The organism is Pseudomonas sp. ICMP 561 (assembly GCF_002699985.1).
Taxonomy (GTDB): Bacteria; Pseudomonadota; Gammaproteobacteria; order Pseudomonadales; family Pseudomonadaceae; genus Aquipseudomonas; species Aquipseudomonas quasicaspiana.
The window spans coordinates 148921-165700 of the sequence record NZ_LKBT01000023.1; the positions used below are offsets into that span (position 1 = coordinate 148921).

The following is a 16780-nucleotide window of genomic DNA, read 5'->3' on the forward strand; positions in this document are numbered from 1 at the left end:
TCAAACGATCCTGGTTTACAGCTGGAATTTACCCACTTCACGTTGCAGGCTGCTGGCGAGGGTCTGCAGGCCTCCGCTGGTCTTGAGCAGTTCCTGAACGGACATATTGTTCTGTTCGGCCATTTGCGCCGAGCGTTCAACGTTGCGTGCCACATCCTGGCTGGCGGCAGTCTGTTCGCGCAATGCGAAGGAAATCTGATCGACTACCTGCAGCACTTTGTTTGAGCTGTCGCGGATCTCGACGATTGCCTGTCCGGCAGTCCCGGCCATTGCTACGCCATCGTTCACTTCCTGCACGCCACCGCGCATGCTTTCAACCGTCTCCCGCACACCCGCCTGAATCTTCTCGATCATGCCAGCGATTTCCTTGGTCGATTTGCCGGTATTTTGTGCCAGCAGGCGCACTTCATCGGCTACCACCGCGAAGCCGCGACCTTGTTCACCTGCACGAGCGGCTTCAATGGCTGCGTTGAGCGCCAGCAGGTTCGTCTGATCGGCAATGCCCTGAATAACGCTGATGATCGATGAAATATGTTCGGAATGCTGGCCGAGGTCGGCTACTTGTGCCGAAGAGTGCTGCACGGTCCGGGCAATACCGTTCATGCTCGTAAGGGTACCTTCAATGACCTGAGCGCCATCTTTCGACTGCTGACCCGACCGACTGGCGATTTCATGCGCTTCGTTGGCGTTCTCGGACACGTGATGAATGCTGACCGTCAGCTCTTCGATGGTGGCTGCCATTACCGAAGCAGATGTGGATTGTTCCTGCATAGCGCCGGACAGCTGTTGAGATGCACCGGAGATTTGCTGGACTGCGACAACCAATTGGTTAGCGGCCTGGCTGATCTGCTGAATCATCTCGCGCAGGCGGTTCTGCATGCGGTCAAAGGCTTTTGGCAGTTCATCGTGACTGCTGGTATCGATCACAGTGTCCAGCTTGCCGTTGGCGATAGCCGTGGCAGCATCAATTGCCAATTGCAGGCGTTTGGTCGTGCTGCGGCCGAGTATTGAGGCCAGAATCAGTGCGAGTATCGCTGCGCCAATGCCACCGCAGACGAGGACCATGAGCGCAAAATGCTTGGCATCGACCATGTTCTGAGTTCTGGTCACCAACAGCTTGTTTTCCGCGGCGCTGATTTCGGCCAACGTAGCGCGCATGCTGTCCATTTTGGCTTTGTCAGCCCCGGTTGTGATGCGCTTGTCCAGTTCGTCATCGGGCTCATTGCGCGCCGTCAGGTCACGGCGCAGGGCAATGATCGGTTTGACATCTTCTTCAAGCCAGCGCTTCTGAGTATCCCCCAGAGAGGCCAGGCGTCGTTGTTGTTCCGGATTATCGGCGGTCAGGCGTTTAAGCGACTCAAGCTCTTCGCTGAATTTCTTTTCGCCAGCCTGCAAGGGCTCAAGAAAGGCATCCTTCGACGCGATAACGAAGCCGCGCATCCCTGTCTCGATATTGATCAACTGCTCAAGTGCCAGCTGCGCTTCGCTCAGGACCTGATAGGTGTGAACATTGCTGTTAGTGGCGTCCTCAACTTCTTCAAACCCTCGGTATGCGCTTGTTACCAGAATGGCAATCAGGGCGATGATGGCGAAAAAACTGAAGTAGAGCTTTTGCGAAATGCTGAGTTTATCGAACATGCTGTCGATCCTTGGGTAAGCCGCTCCATGGCTTTTTAGATGTTGTAATTACCGAGAGCGGATGCTCAACTCGATCACGCCGCAATGATTGATGGCAAAACGATATTCACTAATTCCCTTATCGCCTCTATCGAATGGAACTTTAAAAGGTTCCGTGCCGTTCGTCGGAAGCTCTGGGCCGTGCATTTTGGCTGGCTCGCCAAATATTTTGACGTCGAAAAAACGACGATTTAAAGCAGCGAGCATTGAAAGATTAATCGACGGGTTCAGGCGAAGGCGCGCGACTATTTAGTGCCGCTAATATGCTCATTCCTGAAGTAGGAGAGTGTTTTTAAGGCGCAGTAACTGGATGCAGGAAAAACGTAGATTCTCTGCAGGAAAGCGGTGTACCGCCACGGCGAGTATTTTGCCTATTAATCTGTTTCGCGATCAGAGTTGCACAACTTCAACCGTCACAGACCGCCGCGACTGAAAGGGTGCCAGTAACGAAGGATCATCCAGTTCGTGAGTAATCAGCGTCCAGGGCTGACGCAGCGGGGTCCAGTGTTGCTGGCGCGCGCGTCCGAGCTTGGTGGCGTCGGCCAGTACATAAATGTGGGCGGCGCGGGCGATCATGGTTTCCTTGAGGTAAGCCTGCTCGGCGCTGGCTTCGCACAAGCCCAGTTCGGCCACTACCCCATCAGCACTCAGGAATACCTTGTCGGCGCTCAGGTGTTCAAGGGCAGCCTGCGCGGCCACGCCGTAGGTCGACATGCTCGCGCTACGCAAATCACCGCCGAGCACCGTGATGCGCCCCTCGGGGATCAGTGCCAGATCAGCGAGGGCCATCAGGTTGTTGGTAATAACATGCAGGCCGCGACGCTGATTGAGTAGCTGAGCCAGTGCGCTGGTAGTGGTGCCACCTTCAAGGAACAGCGTGTCGTGATCCTGAATATGCGCCAAGGCGGCGCGGGCGATAACGGTCTTTTCCTGGCTGTGTTGCTGGCGGCGTTCTTCCACCGAGGTTTCCGGCTCGCGCATGCCGACATGTGCCGCGCCGCCATAGGTGCGGATCACCAGACCTTCTTCAGCCAGCGCGGTGAGATCCCGGCGGACTGTCGCTTCCGACACGCCCAACCGGGCGCACAGTTCATCGACGTTCGACTTTCCTGAAAGGACCAGTTCCAGTATCGATTGACGGCGATTTGCGACTTTCATGAACAGCCTTGGTATTGAGCGAGGAAAGAGGGGTTATCACATTAAACAGCGGTGCAATGCAACCGCAGAACCGGTGAGTCTATAGCGAGGCGCCGCCGCAGATCACCAGACTTTGCCCGGTGATGGCGCCTGCGTCCGGTCCGAGCAAGAACGCCGCCATGCCAGCGACTTCAGACGGCTGCACGAAGCGGCCAATCGGCGGTTTGTTGGGCGGCGTGCCGCTGCGGGCCGGGTCCAGCAACATGGGGGTTTCAGTCGCGCCGGGGGCGATCAGGTTAGCGGTGATTCCGTTGAGTGCCAGTTCCATGGCCCAGGAGCGAACCATGCCTTGCAATGCCGCCTTGGTTGCCGCGTATTGGCTGCGTCCATGGGCACCTTGCATGGTGCGGCTACCGATCATCACGATTCTTGCGCCGGGCCGCAGCCTGCCATGCAGGGTGTTGACCAGATGGCTGGCCGCCGCGACGTGAACCTGCCACATCGCCTGTCCATCGTCCGGGTTCAACTGCCCCAACGGTGCGGTACGCATGAAGCCTGCCGCGTGAACTATGGCGTCCAGTGTGTGGATGGGCTGCAAGGCCTGTTCAAGTGCGTGTAAATCGCTCAGGTCGCATTCAGTCCAGTGAAAGAGAGGGTGATCAATATCGGCAGGGCGACGACTCAGGCCATGCACGCGCCAGCCATCAGCCAGCAAGTGCTGAGCGATGGCCATGCCGATGCCGGAACTGACGCCGGTCAGTACGGCGGTTTTTGTCGGGGTCATAAAAGGTGCCGCTCCGTCATACACGCGGGTCCTGTAGGAGTGAGCTTGCTCGCGATTCGATTTTTCTATCGATAAATTATCGCCTGATCTGACGCTATCGCGAGCAAGCTCACTCCTACAGGAAATGCATTTCAACTCAGAATGTTGGGTTTGTTTTGTAGGCGGTTAATACCATTCAGCGCACTGCCGCCAGCGGCAAATGCACATGCTTGATCTTCTGCCGAAAGTACGTAAACGCCACGTGCAGACTGCCATCCCGTGCCTGAATAATGCTCGGGTAGGAAAACTCGCGGTTGAGCTTTTCTTGAGAGTTATTGGTCAGGCAGAAACCATCCCCCAACTCCAGGTCCAGGCGGACCGGCCAGCTTCGCCCGTCGTCATGGGACAACGCCAGGCTCATGGGCGCGCGGGGGATGCCCCACACCGCGCTTTTGCCATCTGCGCTTTGACCCGGTGTCACGCGGTCGTCGCCTTCATCTTCGATTTCGTCGTACAGCGAAGCCCGGCGCTGGCTGTGGCCTTCGGCGCTGACCGGGTTGTAGACCAGCGCCAGTTCGCCGCTGTTGAGCCGCACAAACTGGATCGAAGAGTTGTTGTTGGGCAGTTCTGTAGCGACGGGCACGCTCCAGCTTCGGCCGCGATCGGTTGAGCGGCTGCTGTAGATCGAGTCGGCCCAGCGGCTACGAAACAGGCCGAGCAAGCTGCCGTCGGCCACTTGATGAACGTTCATGTGCACGGCGCCGGTGCTGTCCGGGACGTCATGGCGCGACCAGCTTTGCCCTTGATCACTGGAAATCATCACCGCGCTGACGTCGTGATTACCCACCCATTTTTCGCCGGGGTGGGTGATGCAATACCAGACCGGCAACAGCCAGTCGCCGTTATCCAGCACCACCGGCGGCTGGCGCACAAAGGTGCCCGCTTCGTCGAACAGGGTTTCCACCGGGCCCCAGGTCTTGCCTTGATCTTCAGACAGGCGACGGCGAATGATCGCCGTTTCCTGATTGCCGGAAATCTGTGCGGTCCAGATCAGCCACAAAGGACCTTGCGGGGCCTGGAACAGGATCGGGTTCTGCTCGGAGCGAGTGTCATCCTGAGACAGTTTCTCCGGTTCGCTCCAGACGCCGGTCTGCGGGTCGCGGCGCGAGAGCAGTACGAAAATGTCGGCCATGCCTTCCTGTGTTCCGGCGAACCAGGTGCACAGCACCGTACCGTCGGCCAGTTCATGCAGGTTTGCGGCATGGTTCTGTGCGTATGGCGTCGGCAGGAAGGCGTCCTGACGTTGTTCACTGATTGGCATGGGAAATCCCTTGTTTGTCGTTGCCGGATTTATCCTGACTGCGGGCGATTGATTGCGGGAACAGACGCTCCACGGCAATCACGATGGCCGGGGTGATCAGGGCGATATACATGTTATCGATGCCGTACGGGTTATCCAGCAGGTACCAGACGCTCGTGGTGATGGATGAGGCGATCAGACCCAGGGTCGCGCCACGGCCGGAGCCGAAGAACGGCAGGTAGATGGCGATCATGGCCACCACGGCGATGGACAGGCGCAGCGCACGGGTGAAGAACGACAGGTTGAGGATTTCAGGCACGAAGAACACAAAGAACAGCGGCACAAAGCCGATGATCAAAGCAATGAAGCGAGTCGCCTTGAGTTCGCGATCTACGGAAGGCTTGCGCATTGGCACGTAGAAGTCCCGGACCACCAGCGAGGCGATTGCCAGCGCTACTGTACTGACGCTGACGAAGATCGAGGCGACCAGTGAAATGGTCACTACACCCGCCAGAACCGGACTCATTGACTGCAGGAAAACAGGCAGGGCGTACAGGCTGCCCATGTCCGGATGCAGGTATTTGGAAGCCACACCGATAAAGCCCAACGCCAGCGCAATCGGAATGCACAGCAACGAGGCGTAGAAGGTGGAGCGTTGGGCGGCTTTCGAGTCAGGCGTCGAAGAAATCGCCTGAATGATGAACTGGGTAGAGAAGATCGCACCCACGGTGCCGATGATCCACGCCATGATTTTCGAGCCGCCGATGGCGCCATCCCAGGTGAAGTAGTGTTCAGGCATGTTCTGAATCACCGGGGTGAATCCGCCCGTCAAATTCAGGGCCACATACAGCACGATCATCACGCCGATGTACTTCACGCCGGTGTGCAGGATGCTCATGTAAGCCACACTTTTCAGGCCACCGAACACGTAGTACAGGGTGCTGATAACCGCAGTAATGAACGCTGCAGTAGGCAGGTTGATCTTCATCACGGTGGCAATCGCTGCTGCGCCGCTGACGTAGTTACCGACGTTCACCAACAGCAGGGCGTAGATCATGATGATCGAAACGGCCAGCTTGGTAGAGTTGCCGTACTTCTTGGCGATGAACCCGGAAATGGTGAACTCGCCGGAGTTGTAGAGCTTGCGGGCCATGAGCAGGCCGAACAGCGGGAAGCCGATGGCGGCTGCGATCACCGACCAGGAGGCGGCGAAGCCACTTTCGAACGCGGCCTGGGCCGTACCGACCGTGGATTTGGCACCGATGAATTCCGACATCATCAGAATGCCGACGACAAAGGCGGGCATGGTGCGTGCGGCGACCATGTATTGCTCACTGGTTTTGCTGCGCAGTCGCAGGCTCATCCAGGTGGTGATGACGATGTAAACGACGACCATGCCGATGATGATCGCAGTGTCCTGCGAGTTGAAGGTTTCCATCATTTCGCTCCATTGTTGTTTTTGTGGCGCGTTGTTTCAGAGGACTTCAGGGATTGGTGTGAAAGATTGCGTGGCTCAAACAGCCACTGACTGGCGCGTCTCCCGCTTGCGGGTCGCAAGCTCAACGGCCTGACGCAGGGCTTCGATCAGGCTGCGTTCGTCAGCAATTCCTTTACCGGCAATGTCGAACGCGGTGCCATGGTCGACCGAAGTGCGGATCACGGGCAGGCCGACGGTGACGTTGACCCCGGCTTCCAGACCCATGACTTTCACCGGGCCGTGGCCCTGGTCGTGATACATGGCCACGACCGCATCGAAGTCACCGCGGCCGGCGCGGAAGAACAGCGTGTCAGCAGGCAGCGGGCCCTCCACACGCCAGCCGCGGGCGCGCAGTTCATCGATGGCGGGTTGAATCTTGGTTTCTTCTTCGCCGTAGCCGAACAGGCCGTTTTCACCGGCATGCGGGTTGATGCCGCAGACCGCGATCAGCGGATTTTCGATCCCTGCGCGGGTCAGGGTTTCCCGGCAGCGCTCGATGGTGCGCTTGACCAGCCCCGGCTCGATTTTGGCGATGGCATCAATGATGCCCATATGGGTGGTGACGTGAATGACGCGCAGTGTTGGCGTCATCAACATCATCGAGACTTCTTCGATGCCCAGCAGGTGCGCGAGCATTTCCGTGTGGCCGGGGAAAATATGCCCACCTGCATGCAACGCTTCCTTATTCAGGGGTGCGGTGCAGATCGCATCCAGCTCGCCGCTTTCAGTCAGTTGGACGGTGCGCTCGATGTAGCGAAACGCTGCGTTGCCTGCCACGGCTGACAGCTTGCCGTAAGGCATGTCCGCCGGGATCAGGCCCAGATCGATACAGTCCACCGTGCCCAGTTCGAAGCGGGCGCTGGCGGGGGAGGCAATGCTGTTGACCCGCAGGCTGCCACCGACAATCCGGTTGGCATCTTCAAGGCGTTTGGCATCCCCGATCACCAGCGGCCGACAGCTGTCGTACACCGATTGGTGGGCCAGGGTTTTCATGATGATTTCCGGACCCACACCGGCGGCATCGCCCATGGTGATCCCGATCACGGGACGTTCAGACATGATGGATTTCCTTTTTAATGTGGGGCGTGTCCGCAGTGGATGTGCTGCGGCCATGAAGCTGTTGCCAGGCGGTTAGCAGGGTGTCCGGCTGGCCGAAGGCACCGGCCTTGGTCACCACGTTCAAGCCTGTTTCAGTTCGGGAGAGCACGACGCCGGGGGCCAGTTCACCTTGAACCTCAAGACGACCAATGCCTGCTGCAGTGAGAATGGCCCGGGCAGTTTCGCCACCCGTAGCGATCAGCGATCCCGTCACGGCGATTGCAGGCTCTAACCATGCGGCGAGGGCGCTGCTGAGTTGCGCGGCGACGGATGGATCACGCTTTTCCTGACTCAAGGTCAGCAAGCAGTCTTCACCGTTGGCCAGGCGCAAATAGAGCAGGGTGATCAGGTGTTCGCGCTGTTCATGGCGAGCCGGATCGAGCAGCGTGGCGGCATCTATTTCCAGACAGAAACAGCCACTGTGCCCGGCCAGTGTTCTGGCCTGCTGCTGCGAATGCTGAGACATGCTGCCGACCACTGTCAGTACCGGCGAGCGGCCTTGAGCGTTCATTTCGCCAGACGCGGGCAGACCCAACGCCTCTGGCAGATGATGGGCCAGACCTGCCGAACCGACCCAGAACAGCTGGCGATACAGCGGCGCGGTTGCGCGGGCCAGACGTTGCAGGTCTGTGTCGGTCAGGGCATCACAAATCAGCGCCTGCACATTGCGTCGTAGCGCTTGATCCAGCGCGTTGCTCAGCGCCGTTTCGTCGCGCAGGGTGTCGAGATTAATGGAGACACAGCGCAAGCCTTCTGCGCTAAGGCTTTCCAGCAGGTTGCCGGTGCCGAGCAGGTTTTCATTGCGCCATACATCGCTCAAGGCCACCGAGATGCCGTTGATCAATTGCACCGAATCTTGTGTGGTGCGGCCCATGGCAGGAAAGGCCGGGGCGACGATGGCCAGGCCCCGAAGTGCCTGCAACGCAGCGATTTCGCGAGCGACATTGCCGCGCAAGGTGGAGTCGATTTTCTTGTACAACGCTCTTTTGGCGTACTGACGCTGCTGCAATATCGCGCTGTTGGCTTTCGCTGCCGCGCCCGGATCGAGTCGTCGAGAGTCCACGTCCACAGCAACCACTGCTGCGGTTGATGAAGCCGTCTCTGTATCGAGCACAATCTCGGTCGACAGTCGTTTGGCGAAACCCGCCGCGCAATCGGCTGCTCCGGACAAGTCGTCAGCAATGATCAACAAACCCGACAGCTTCAAGGCGCTCATGGCAGCAAGCACCGATAAAGCGTTTCGATGTCGGTCAGGCTCAGGGCCTTGGGATTGTTAGCCATCAAACGGGTGACTTTTGATGCGGCTATCGCCATGTCTGCCAGATGCTCCTCGCCGACGCCAAACTCGCGCAGGTCTTGAGGAATGTTCAGGGTGGAGGTCCATTGGCGGATCTGCTGAATCAGCTTATGCGCGGCGATTTCATCGCTGTCCTGTTGCTCTGCAACACCGCAGACACAGGCGGCGCGTTTCAAACGATCTGCGCAACTGTCCAGATTGAAGGCCATTACATGCGGTAGCAGCATGGCGTTGGCCACGCCATGAGTGACATGAAACTTGCCGCCCAACGGATAGGCCATGGCATGCACGGCCGCTGTGCCTGCTGCGGTCAGGGCCAGGCCGCCATACATCGAACCGAGCAACATATCGCCGCGTGCCCGAACCGAATCCGGTTGCTGATAGGCCTCAACGATGCTGCCCGCGATCAGACGCATGGATTCCAGCGCGAAGGCATCGCTGATCGGGTTGGCCTTGGTGGAGATAAACGATTCCAGGGAATGCACGAAGGCATCCATCCCGGTCGCAGCGGTGATGCTACGTGGCAGGCTGATCGTCAGCAGTGGATCGAGGATCACCAGCGTGGGCAGCAAGTGACGGCTGACCACACCGATTTTAAGCTCTTCGTCGGGCAGGGTGACGATGGCGTTGGGTGTCACTTCCGAGCCGGTGCCCGAAGTGGTTGGTACCAGCACCATGGGCTTGCCGGGATGGCTGACTTTGTCGACACCCAGCAAATCGCGCAGCGGCGTGTCGTTGGTCAGCATCACCGAAAACAGCTTGGCTGCGTCCAGCACGCTGCCGCCGCCAATGGCGATCAATGCGTCGGGTGCGTGAGGTGCAACGTCTTCACGAAAGACGCGCTCTATGTTTTCCAGGGTCGGTTCGATTTCGACGTTGTCGATCATGTGCACGGCAATGCCGGCGGCATTCAGCTGTGCGCTGACTTTCTCCGTGACGCCCAGGTTATGCATGGCGTTTTGCGTGACCAGCACGACATTGCGTAGTGGGGTATCGAGCAGCGGCAGTTTTTCACTCAGTTGCTCAAGGCTGCCAGGGCCGTGAATGACGTGTTTGACAGTTTGGAAATGGTAAGTCGACATCAGCGCATCTCCTGGCGAGTCAGCGGTAAACCGCGAGCAGGGTTTCCAGTTTTTGCACGGCGGCAGCATCCAGCGGCTGCACGGGGGCGCGACAAGGTCCGACCGGGAGATTGAGCAGCTCGGTGGCTTTTTTCAGCACAACGGGCATGGTGCCCATGGCGAAGGCGTCGCGCAGTGGGCGCAAGGCTTCCTGAGCAACCCTTGCAGCGTCGTGATTACCGGCCTGAAAGTGGTTCCAGATCGACATGACCAGATCCGGCACTGCATTGGCGGTCGCGGCAATCGCGCCATCGCCACCGGCCAGCAGATTCCAGTAGATCAGTGAGTCAGTACCGGCAAAGACCGCAAAGTCGTCGCTGCGGTATTTCATCATCTGTACCAGAGCGTCGAAGTTACCGGCGCTGTCCTTGATGCCTTTGATCATCGGGTGTTGATGCAGGGCGGTGACGGCGCCAATGCCGATGGACATGCCGGTCTTGGCCGGAATGTTGTACATCATCAGGGGCAGGCTCGACGCGTCGGCGATGGTTTCGTAATGCTTGATCAGCTCGCTCTGGCTGATGGCGTTGAAGTAAGGCGTGATGACGGAAAGGGCGTCTGCGCCGAGGTCCGTCACTTTTTTGTTCATTTCAATCACTTCGCGGGTGGCGAAAGCGCCGGTGCCGATCACAACCGGCACTCGACCTGCCGCTGCCTCAACGGTGACGCGGGCGATTTCCAGCTTTTCAGCTTCTGATAGCGTGAAGAACTCGCCATTGGTGCCGAGCACAAAAAGCCCATGTACCCCAGCTTGAATGAGGTTTTCGACGAGAGCGCGGAGGGCGTGATGGTCAACCTGCTGATCAGCGGTGAAAGGCGTGACCAAGGCTGGAATAATGCCGCGAAATTGCATGGTGGGATTCTCGTTTTATTCTTAGTGAGATCCACAATGATTAAAACGATCATAAAATGCAAGCTATTTTGATCGTTTCATTCATTCGTGATTGAAACGATCATTTCTTTGGCGTCGTGCCACTATCTTGAAAGGTCGTGACGTGGCGGTTTGTAACAAGATCCTTTCCATCTGCGCGTTGATCCTGCGCGTGCCTTGTTGCAGACTTACCGACGTTTTCCAGTCCGCCGTCTTGCGGACCGTTTCTACCCAGGATCCTTGATGCCTAACTTAGTTAACTTTCGTACCGCATGCTGCGCCGTTGCCTTGTTGGCAATCGCGGGCTGTTCCTCGAAAAAAACCGCAGTCTACGAGCACGAGAATTTTGACGACGCGGGGACGTTTTCGAGGACTTACCCGGTCAGTGATTCAGCCTCCTGCGAAGCGGCGCGTCGCGCCTTGCTGAGCCAGGGCTACATCATCACCAGCAGTGACCCGAAGATGATCAGCGGCAACAAGAGTTTCCAGCAAACCGGCGAGACTCACATGCAGATCAGCTTCAATGTGGTTTGTGCTGCTGATGACGCCACGGACAAGAGCTCGACTGTATTTGCCAATGCCCTGCAGGATCGCTACGCGCTGAAGAAAACCAACAACTCTGCCAGCCTGGGTGTTGGCGTTCTGGGTTCGGTGTCGATGCCGATTGGTTCCACTGACGATTCGATGGTCAAGGTCGCGAGCGAGACGGTTGCTTCGGACAAGTTCTACGATCGCTTCTTTACGCTGGTGGACAACTTCATGCCGCCTGAAGTGAAGAAAGTCGCCAACATCAAAGAAACCCCGAAAGCTGCGCTGGGCGTGCCTGAGCAAACGGTGCCTGCGCCGAAACCGGCAGCATTGGTTGAGCCAGCACCTGCTGCCGCTCCCGCCCCGGTAGCAGAGCCCACACCTGCGCCTGCAGTTGAATCCAGTCAGCCAGTGCCTGCACCGGCAGCGCCAGCAGAGTCGATTCAGGCTGAACCGGCACCTGCTCCTGCGGAGGAAGCCCCGCAAGCCGAGCCGGAAGTCGCTCCAGCGCAATAACCATGAGGTGCGTCACCGGTAGGAGCGAACTTGTTCGCGAGACGATGGACCTGTGTAAGCAAGCTTGTCCTCTCGCGAACAAGTTCGCTCCTACCAGGATCATTGCCTTGGCCCAAAAACAGCTATGCGCCGGGTAGCAAATTCTCGACCATCCGCCTCACCCTATAACCCAGAGATGCGCCGCCTCACCGGTAGGAGCGAACTTGTTCGCGAGACGATGGACCTGTGTACGCAGGCTTGTCCTCTCGCGAACAAGTTCGCTCCTACCGGGATCATTGCCTTGGCCCAAAAATAGCTATGCGCCGGGCAGCCAATTCCCGACCATCCGCCTCACCCTATAACCCAGAGATGCGCCGCGTCACCGGTAGGAGCGAACTTGTTCGCGAGACGATGGACCTGTGTACGCAGGCTTGTCCTCTCGCGAACAAGTTCGCTCCTACCGGGATCATTGTATTAGCCCAGAAATAACTTATACGCCGGATTCTTGCTCTCATCCCAATACGGGTAGCCAATCTCGGCCAGTGCCGCCGGGACCAGATGCCGTTCATCCTCTGGCACCACCAGCCCCGCGACCACACGGCCATCCGCCGCGCCATGGTTGCGGTAATGGAACATTGAAATCGTCCACTGCCCGCCCAGCTTGTTGAGGAAGTTGAACAGCGCGCCCGGGCGTTCCGGGAATTCGAAGCGGAATACCACTTCGTCGCTGACCCGCTCGGCATGCCCGCCGACCATGTGCCGAATGTGCAGCTTCGCCAGTTCGTTGTCGGTCAGGTCAATCACCGGGAAACCCTGCTCGGTGAGGCTGGTGATCAGATCTTTCCGTGGGTCGGTATAGGGATGCGTCTGCACACCGACGAAAATGTGCGCCTCGCGGTCGGTGTGGTAACGGTAGTTGAATTCGGTGATCTGGCGCTTGCCGATGGCCTCGCAGAACGCCTTGAAGCTGCCCGGTTGCTCGGGAATGGTCACGGCGATGATGGCTTCGCGGCCTTCACCCAGTTCGGCGCGCTCGGCTACGTGACGCAAACGGTCGAAGTTGACGTTGGCACCCGAGTCGATGGCGACAAATGTCTGGCCGCTGACGGCTTCCTGCTCGACATACTTTTTGATCCCCGCCACCGCCAGGGCCCCTGACGGCTCGGTGATCGAGCGGGTGTCGTCGTAAATGTCCTTGATCGCCGCGCAGATTTCATCGGTGCTGACCGTGATCACTTCGTCGACGTAATGCCTGCAGATGTCGAACGTGTACTCACCAATTTGCGCCACCGCCACGCCGTCCGCGAACAACCCCACCTGCTGCAGCACAACGCGTTCGCCGTACGCCATGGCTTGCTGCAGGCAGTTGGAATCATCCGGCTCGACACCGATGACCTTGATCTCCGGCCGCAGGTATTTCACGTAAGCCGCGATACCGGCGATCAAACCACCGCCGCCCACCGGGACGAAAATCGCGTCCAGTGGCCCCTGATGCTGGCGCAGAATCTCCATGGCCACGGTGCCTTGCCCGGCAATCGTGTCGGGGTCGTCATAGGGATGGATGTAAACGAAGCCCATTTCTTCGACGAGTTTCAGCGAATGAGCCAGTGCCTCAGGGAAGGAATCGCCGTGCAGTACCACTTTACCGCCCCGGGAACGCACGCCTTCGACCTTGATTTCAGGCGTGGTCTTGGGCATCACGATAGTCGCTTCAACGCCCAGGGTTTTCGCCGCCAGTGCCAGACCTTGCGCGTGGTTGCCTGCCGACGCTGTCACTACGCCACGGGCCAGCTCTTCCGGGCTTAGCTGCGCCAGCTTGTTATACGCGCCACGAATCTTGAACGAGAACACCGGCTGCAAGTCTTCGCGCTTGAGCAGCACCTGATTGCCAAGCCTTTCGGACAACTGACGGGCGCCCTGCAAGGGGGTTTCCACGGCCACGTCGTAGACGCGAGAGTTGAGGATTTTACGGGCGTAGTGATTGAGCAGGTCAGTCATCGCGTCGGCCCCTTGTGATGGAGGGCGATGCGCTGAGCCTGAGAAGCGAAGAGGGCGGTTTGAATGCTGATCATGTCTGACTCCCGGTTTGCTTTTTTAGCCCAGGAGACAAGAAAAACCCGCCTCTTGGGCGGGTTGGGTGCACGCGTCGGCTAACCCGCCATGACTGGAATGGCGGTAATAATAATCTGGCCGGCGAAATGCTTGGTTACGTTCATGGCTTGAAGACTATTGCGTATGCTCCGATCAAGTCAAGGCCTGCAATATCTGTCGTAGGACCGGCTTCAGCCGGGAAGAGGCCCGTACAGCCACTACATCTTCATTGTTATAAATACCGCTCTCCCGGCTAAAGCCGGTCCTACGGGAATGGTTGTACCTTCTAAATTACGTCTGCCGAGCCTCGTATCTTTAATGATGAAGTCATTTTTCCTTCACCTTGGCACTTTATGGTGAGGGCAGTGGTCAGTGAATGACGTCATTTAAAGAACAGCCAAGAGGGCACGCGTTATGGACGACTATCAAGAAGAACTGCTGGAATACAAAGCGTTTGAACTAGATCCGCCAGAGCCAGCGGATGATGCGACTGAGTTGTGAGTGTTTGAGCAGACTTCTTTTCTGTAGGAGCTGCCGAAGGCTGCGAAAGCAAATTTCCTGACATACTGCTATCGCAGCCTTCGGCAGCTCCTACAGGTCAGTATTTGCCGGGCGGATTATTCAACCCTGTCCACGCTGGCTACGCCGAAATTCGCCAGGCGTCTGGCTGGTCCAGCGTTTGAAAGCCCGTTGAAAGGCTTCTGCGGAAGCAAATCCCAACAAGTAAGCGATTTCACCGAATGCCAGATCGGTGTCGCGTATATACGTCATCGCCAGATCGCGCCGCGTATCGTTGAGGATAGTGCGAAAGCCTGTGCCTTCGTCGGCCAGTTTGCGGCGTAAAGTCCAGGCGGGCAGTTTCAGTCTGGCAGCAATTTCTTCCAGATTTGGTTCCCTTCCCCCATTGAGCAAAGGCCCGAGCAGACGGGTGATGCGCTCTCGCAAGCTGCGGGTGCGGGTCAGTTGCTCAAGTTCTTTTTCACACAGCTGCAGCAGATGGGTCCAGGTACTGGGGCAATGCTGCGGGTTGCGCAGGCTCAACGTGTGCTGGTTCAGACGCAGCTGATTGGTGGCGGCGGCAAAGGTAATGGGCTGTGCGCTCAGGTCGGCATATTCGGTGGCATAGTCGGGCGCATCAAACTCAATCTCGATCTTTTCCGCTCGCACTTCAGTTTCGCTAAGGCTGGACAGTTGCTGCAGCCAGCTGGCGATGATCGAGTCCACCACGAAGCGGTTATAGCCGTTGTACGGGCTGATCGAATAGAACCGCAACCAGGCACCTTCTGCGTCTTCGTGAAAGCTCGACTGGCCGCGATAATTGGAACCGTACAGCGCCTCAAAGCGGATCAGCGTGCGAGCGGCCTCGCGGACGTTAGGGGCTTGCGCCGCGGTCACACCTGCCAGACCGCACTGGCTGATATGGCTTGAACGGCCCATGCGCAAACCAAGGCCAGGCTGCCCGGTGAGTTGAATCGCGGCATGACCCAGGCGCATATAACGTGGAATGGACAAACGCGCCCCGGCTTCGGCCAGCCTTGCCTGATCCAGGCCGTACTGCTCCAGCAACGGTTGCGGATCCTGCCCGAAACTGCGCACCGCATTGGCCAGGCTGTGAACAAACCCCACCGACAGATCACCAAGACGAGTGGGCGATGGGGTCATGCTCATAACCAGATATTAATCAGGCGTGCGCCCAGGTGGGCCTTGTCATCCGGCGATGGCTCGACGATGTGCTGGCCATCGCGGCTGGCGAAGCTGTGTCCCGAGCTGCCTTGATCCCATAGCTGACCGCGCATGAACACACTGACTCCGGCTTTGGCGGTGCTGAGCGGTGCATGACTGGTCAGGGTCAGACGCTGCCACGCTTCACCCTCGGTGATATTGCCGGTGTTCAGCCCTGTTGCGCCGATCAGGTCCGGGGTGCGATAGCCGCGCCACGGGCTGGCCCAGTGGCCGGTGCCAATGACAAAGGCGGGCACTGCAATCAGCTCGACGCCCAGTTTATTCAGGCTGGCGTAATTGCCGGGGTACCAGCTGTCGCTGCCAATCAATATGCCCAGCTTTCCAGCGGGAGTGTCGAGTACATTCAGGTCAGTGGCCGGGTGCACGTAGCGGCGTTGATAAGCCATCGGGAACAACTGCCGTTGCGGCTGACCGAGGGGTTGGCCGTCGCTGCCGAACGTCACGCTGCTGTTATAGAGCGGGCCGCTGCCGAGCTTCAGTTTCCCGTTGTCGATGGCCGGCTCAGGCAGCACGATGGAGCCTGCGACCAGCGTGACGCCAAACTCTTTGGCCAGACCGCCGAACAGCGTTTGATACTGCTCGGCCATACCGGGGGCTTTCATGCGCAAGTGGGCGTCGTCGAGCCGACTGTCACCTTTGGCACCAAGCAGTGCACCGAGGAATTTCAGCGGATTGCTGAGGGATATCCAGGTCAGCGCTTCGTCCATGCTGGCGGCCTGGTAAACCTCGTTTTTCTCACCACTGGCAACCAGCCAGGTGCCCACATGTTCGGGCAGCACGACGATGGTTCGGCTGTTGATCAAACCCTGCTCGCGAGCCTGTTGCAGATAGGCTGCAAGTTTGCGATGCAGGCGCTGGATACTTTGATAATCGGCGGGGAACAGTTCCGGCTGAATGCCGAGCAGATTGCCGCGCTCACTGGGTTGGCCTTCGTCGACCACGAGTTTGATTCGCAGGTCGGACAAGTAGTGTCCCACAGGACGCTGCTCGGTCCAGAAGCCGTAGCCGACAAGCGCAGCCGTGAGTACGAAGCCAATGGCAATAGTGAAAAATGTACGCATAAGTAAGTTGAAGTGCTGACAATCCCGAGTGGTGGCTGTGTAAAGTTATGTGTGCCGAGACTACGGGAAAACAACGGCTTAACGAACTTTTTTCCATTGATTGCCGGGTTTTTTGTCGGGT

At 58.2% G+C, this 16780-nt stretch carries 13 protein-coding genes; 1 reads left to right on the forward strand and 12 read right to left on the reverse strand.

Annotated features, from left to right (window positions below; genetic code table 11):
• Window positions 1-15: 15 nt before the first annotated feature.
• The 9 genes from AO242_RS16990 to dapA all read right to left on the reverse strand — a co-directional run bounded on the left by AO242_RS16990 (window position 16) and on the right by dapA (window position 10723).
• Window positions 16-1638, reverse strand: coding sequence for a methyl-accepting chemotaxis protein (locus AO242_RS16990; protein WP_027899514.1), 1623 nt, complete (start codon window positions 1636-1638; stop codon window positions 16-18).
• Window positions 1639-2067: 429 nt separating this feature from the next.
• On the reverse strand, window positions 2068-2835 hold the full coding sequence (locus tag AO242_RS16995; RefSeq protein WP_027899515.1) for a DeoR/GlpR family DNA-binding transcription regulator: 768 nt from the start codon (window positions 2833-2835) through the stop codon (window positions 2068-2070).
• Window positions 2836-2914: 79 nt separating this feature from the next.
• Window positions 2915-3598, reverse strand: coding sequence for an SDR family NAD(P)-dependent oxidoreductase (locus tag AO242_RS17000; protein ID WP_099269640.1), 684 nt, complete (start codon window positions 3596-3598; stop codon window positions 2915-2917).
• A gap of 175 nt (window positions 3599-3773) precedes the next feature.
• Window positions 3774-4898 carry a sialidase family protein gene (locus AO242_RS17005; protein WP_099269641.1) on the reverse strand — a complete coding sequence of 375 codons (1125 nt, stop codon included), beginning with the start codon at window positions 4896-4898 and terminating at the stop codon, window positions 3774-3776.
• Window positions 4885-6315: a sodium:solute symporter family protein gene (locus tag AO242_RS17010; protein WP_027899518.1), complete on the reverse strand. Its 1431-nt coding sequence runs from the start codon at window positions 6313-6315 to the stop codon at window positions 4885-4887. The genes AO242_RS17005 and AO242_RS17010 overlap by 14 nt, the downstream gene beginning before the upstream one ends.
• Window positions 6316-6390: 75 nt before the next feature.
• Window positions 6391-7413: a 4-hydroxythreonine-4-phosphate dehydrogenase PdxA gene (pdxA, locus tag AO242_RS17015; protein WP_099269642.1), complete on the reverse strand. Its 1023-nt coding sequence runs from the start codon at window positions 7411-7413 to the stop codon at window positions 6391-6393.
• Complete coding sequence (locus tag AO242_RS17020; protein ID WP_099269643.1) at window positions 7406-8668, reverse strand: four-carbon acid sugar kinase family protein; 1263 nt, start codon at window positions 8666-8668, stop codon at window positions 7406-7408. The genes pdxA and AO242_RS17020 overlap by 8 nt, the downstream gene beginning before the upstream one ends.
• Window positions 8665-9834 carry an iron-containing alcohol dehydrogenase gene (locus tag AO242_RS17025; protein WP_099269852.1) on the reverse strand — a complete coding sequence of 390 codons (1170 nt, stop codon included), beginning with the start codon at window positions 9832-9834 and terminating at the stop codon, window positions 8665-8667. The genes AO242_RS17020 and AO242_RS17025 overlap by 4 nt, the downstream gene beginning before the upstream one ends.
• Window positions 9835-9850: 16 nt before the next feature.
• On the reverse strand, window positions 9851-10723 hold the full coding sequence (dapA, locus tag AO242_RS17030) for a 4-hydroxy-tetrahydrodipicolinate synthase (protein WP_099269644.1): 873 nt from the start codon (window positions 10721-10723) through the stop codon (window positions 9851-9853).
• 261 nt (window positions 10724-10984) lie between these two features.
• Here dapA and AO242_RS17035 point away from each other — a divergent pair, with 261 nt between their 5' ends.
• Window positions 10985-11785, forward strand: coding sequence for a DUF2242 domain-containing protein (locus tag AO242_RS17035; RefSeq protein ID WP_099269645.1), 801 nt, complete (start codon window positions 10985-10987; stop codon window positions 11783-11785).
• 453 nt (window positions 11786-12238) lie between these two features.
• On the opposite strand, the gene ilvA is transcribed toward AO242_RS17035, so the two are convergent.
• The 3 genes from ilvA to AO242_RS17050 form a co-directional block, all read right to left on the reverse strand.
• Window positions 12239-13762, reverse strand: a complete 1524-nt coding sequence (gene ilvA, locus AO242_RS17040) for a threonine ammonia-lyase, biosynthetic (protein ID WP_099269646.1) — start codon at window positions 13760-13762, stop codon at window positions 12239-12241.
• 714 nt (window positions 13763-14476) lie between these two features.
• The gene (locus tag AO242_RS17045) at window positions 14477-15517 is read right to left on the reverse strand and encodes an AraC family transcriptional regulator (protein ID WP_099269647.1); all 1041 of its coding nucleotides are present in this window, start codon (window positions 15515-15517) and stop codon (window positions 14477-14479) included.
• A gap of 2 nt (window positions 15518-15519) precedes the next feature.
• Entirely contained in the window at window positions 15520-16659 is a 1140-nt protein-coding gene (locus AO242_RS17050) for a carbon-nitrogen hydrolase family protein (protein ID WP_099269648.1), read from the reverse strand.
• Window positions 16660-16780 lie beyond the last annotated feature (121 nt).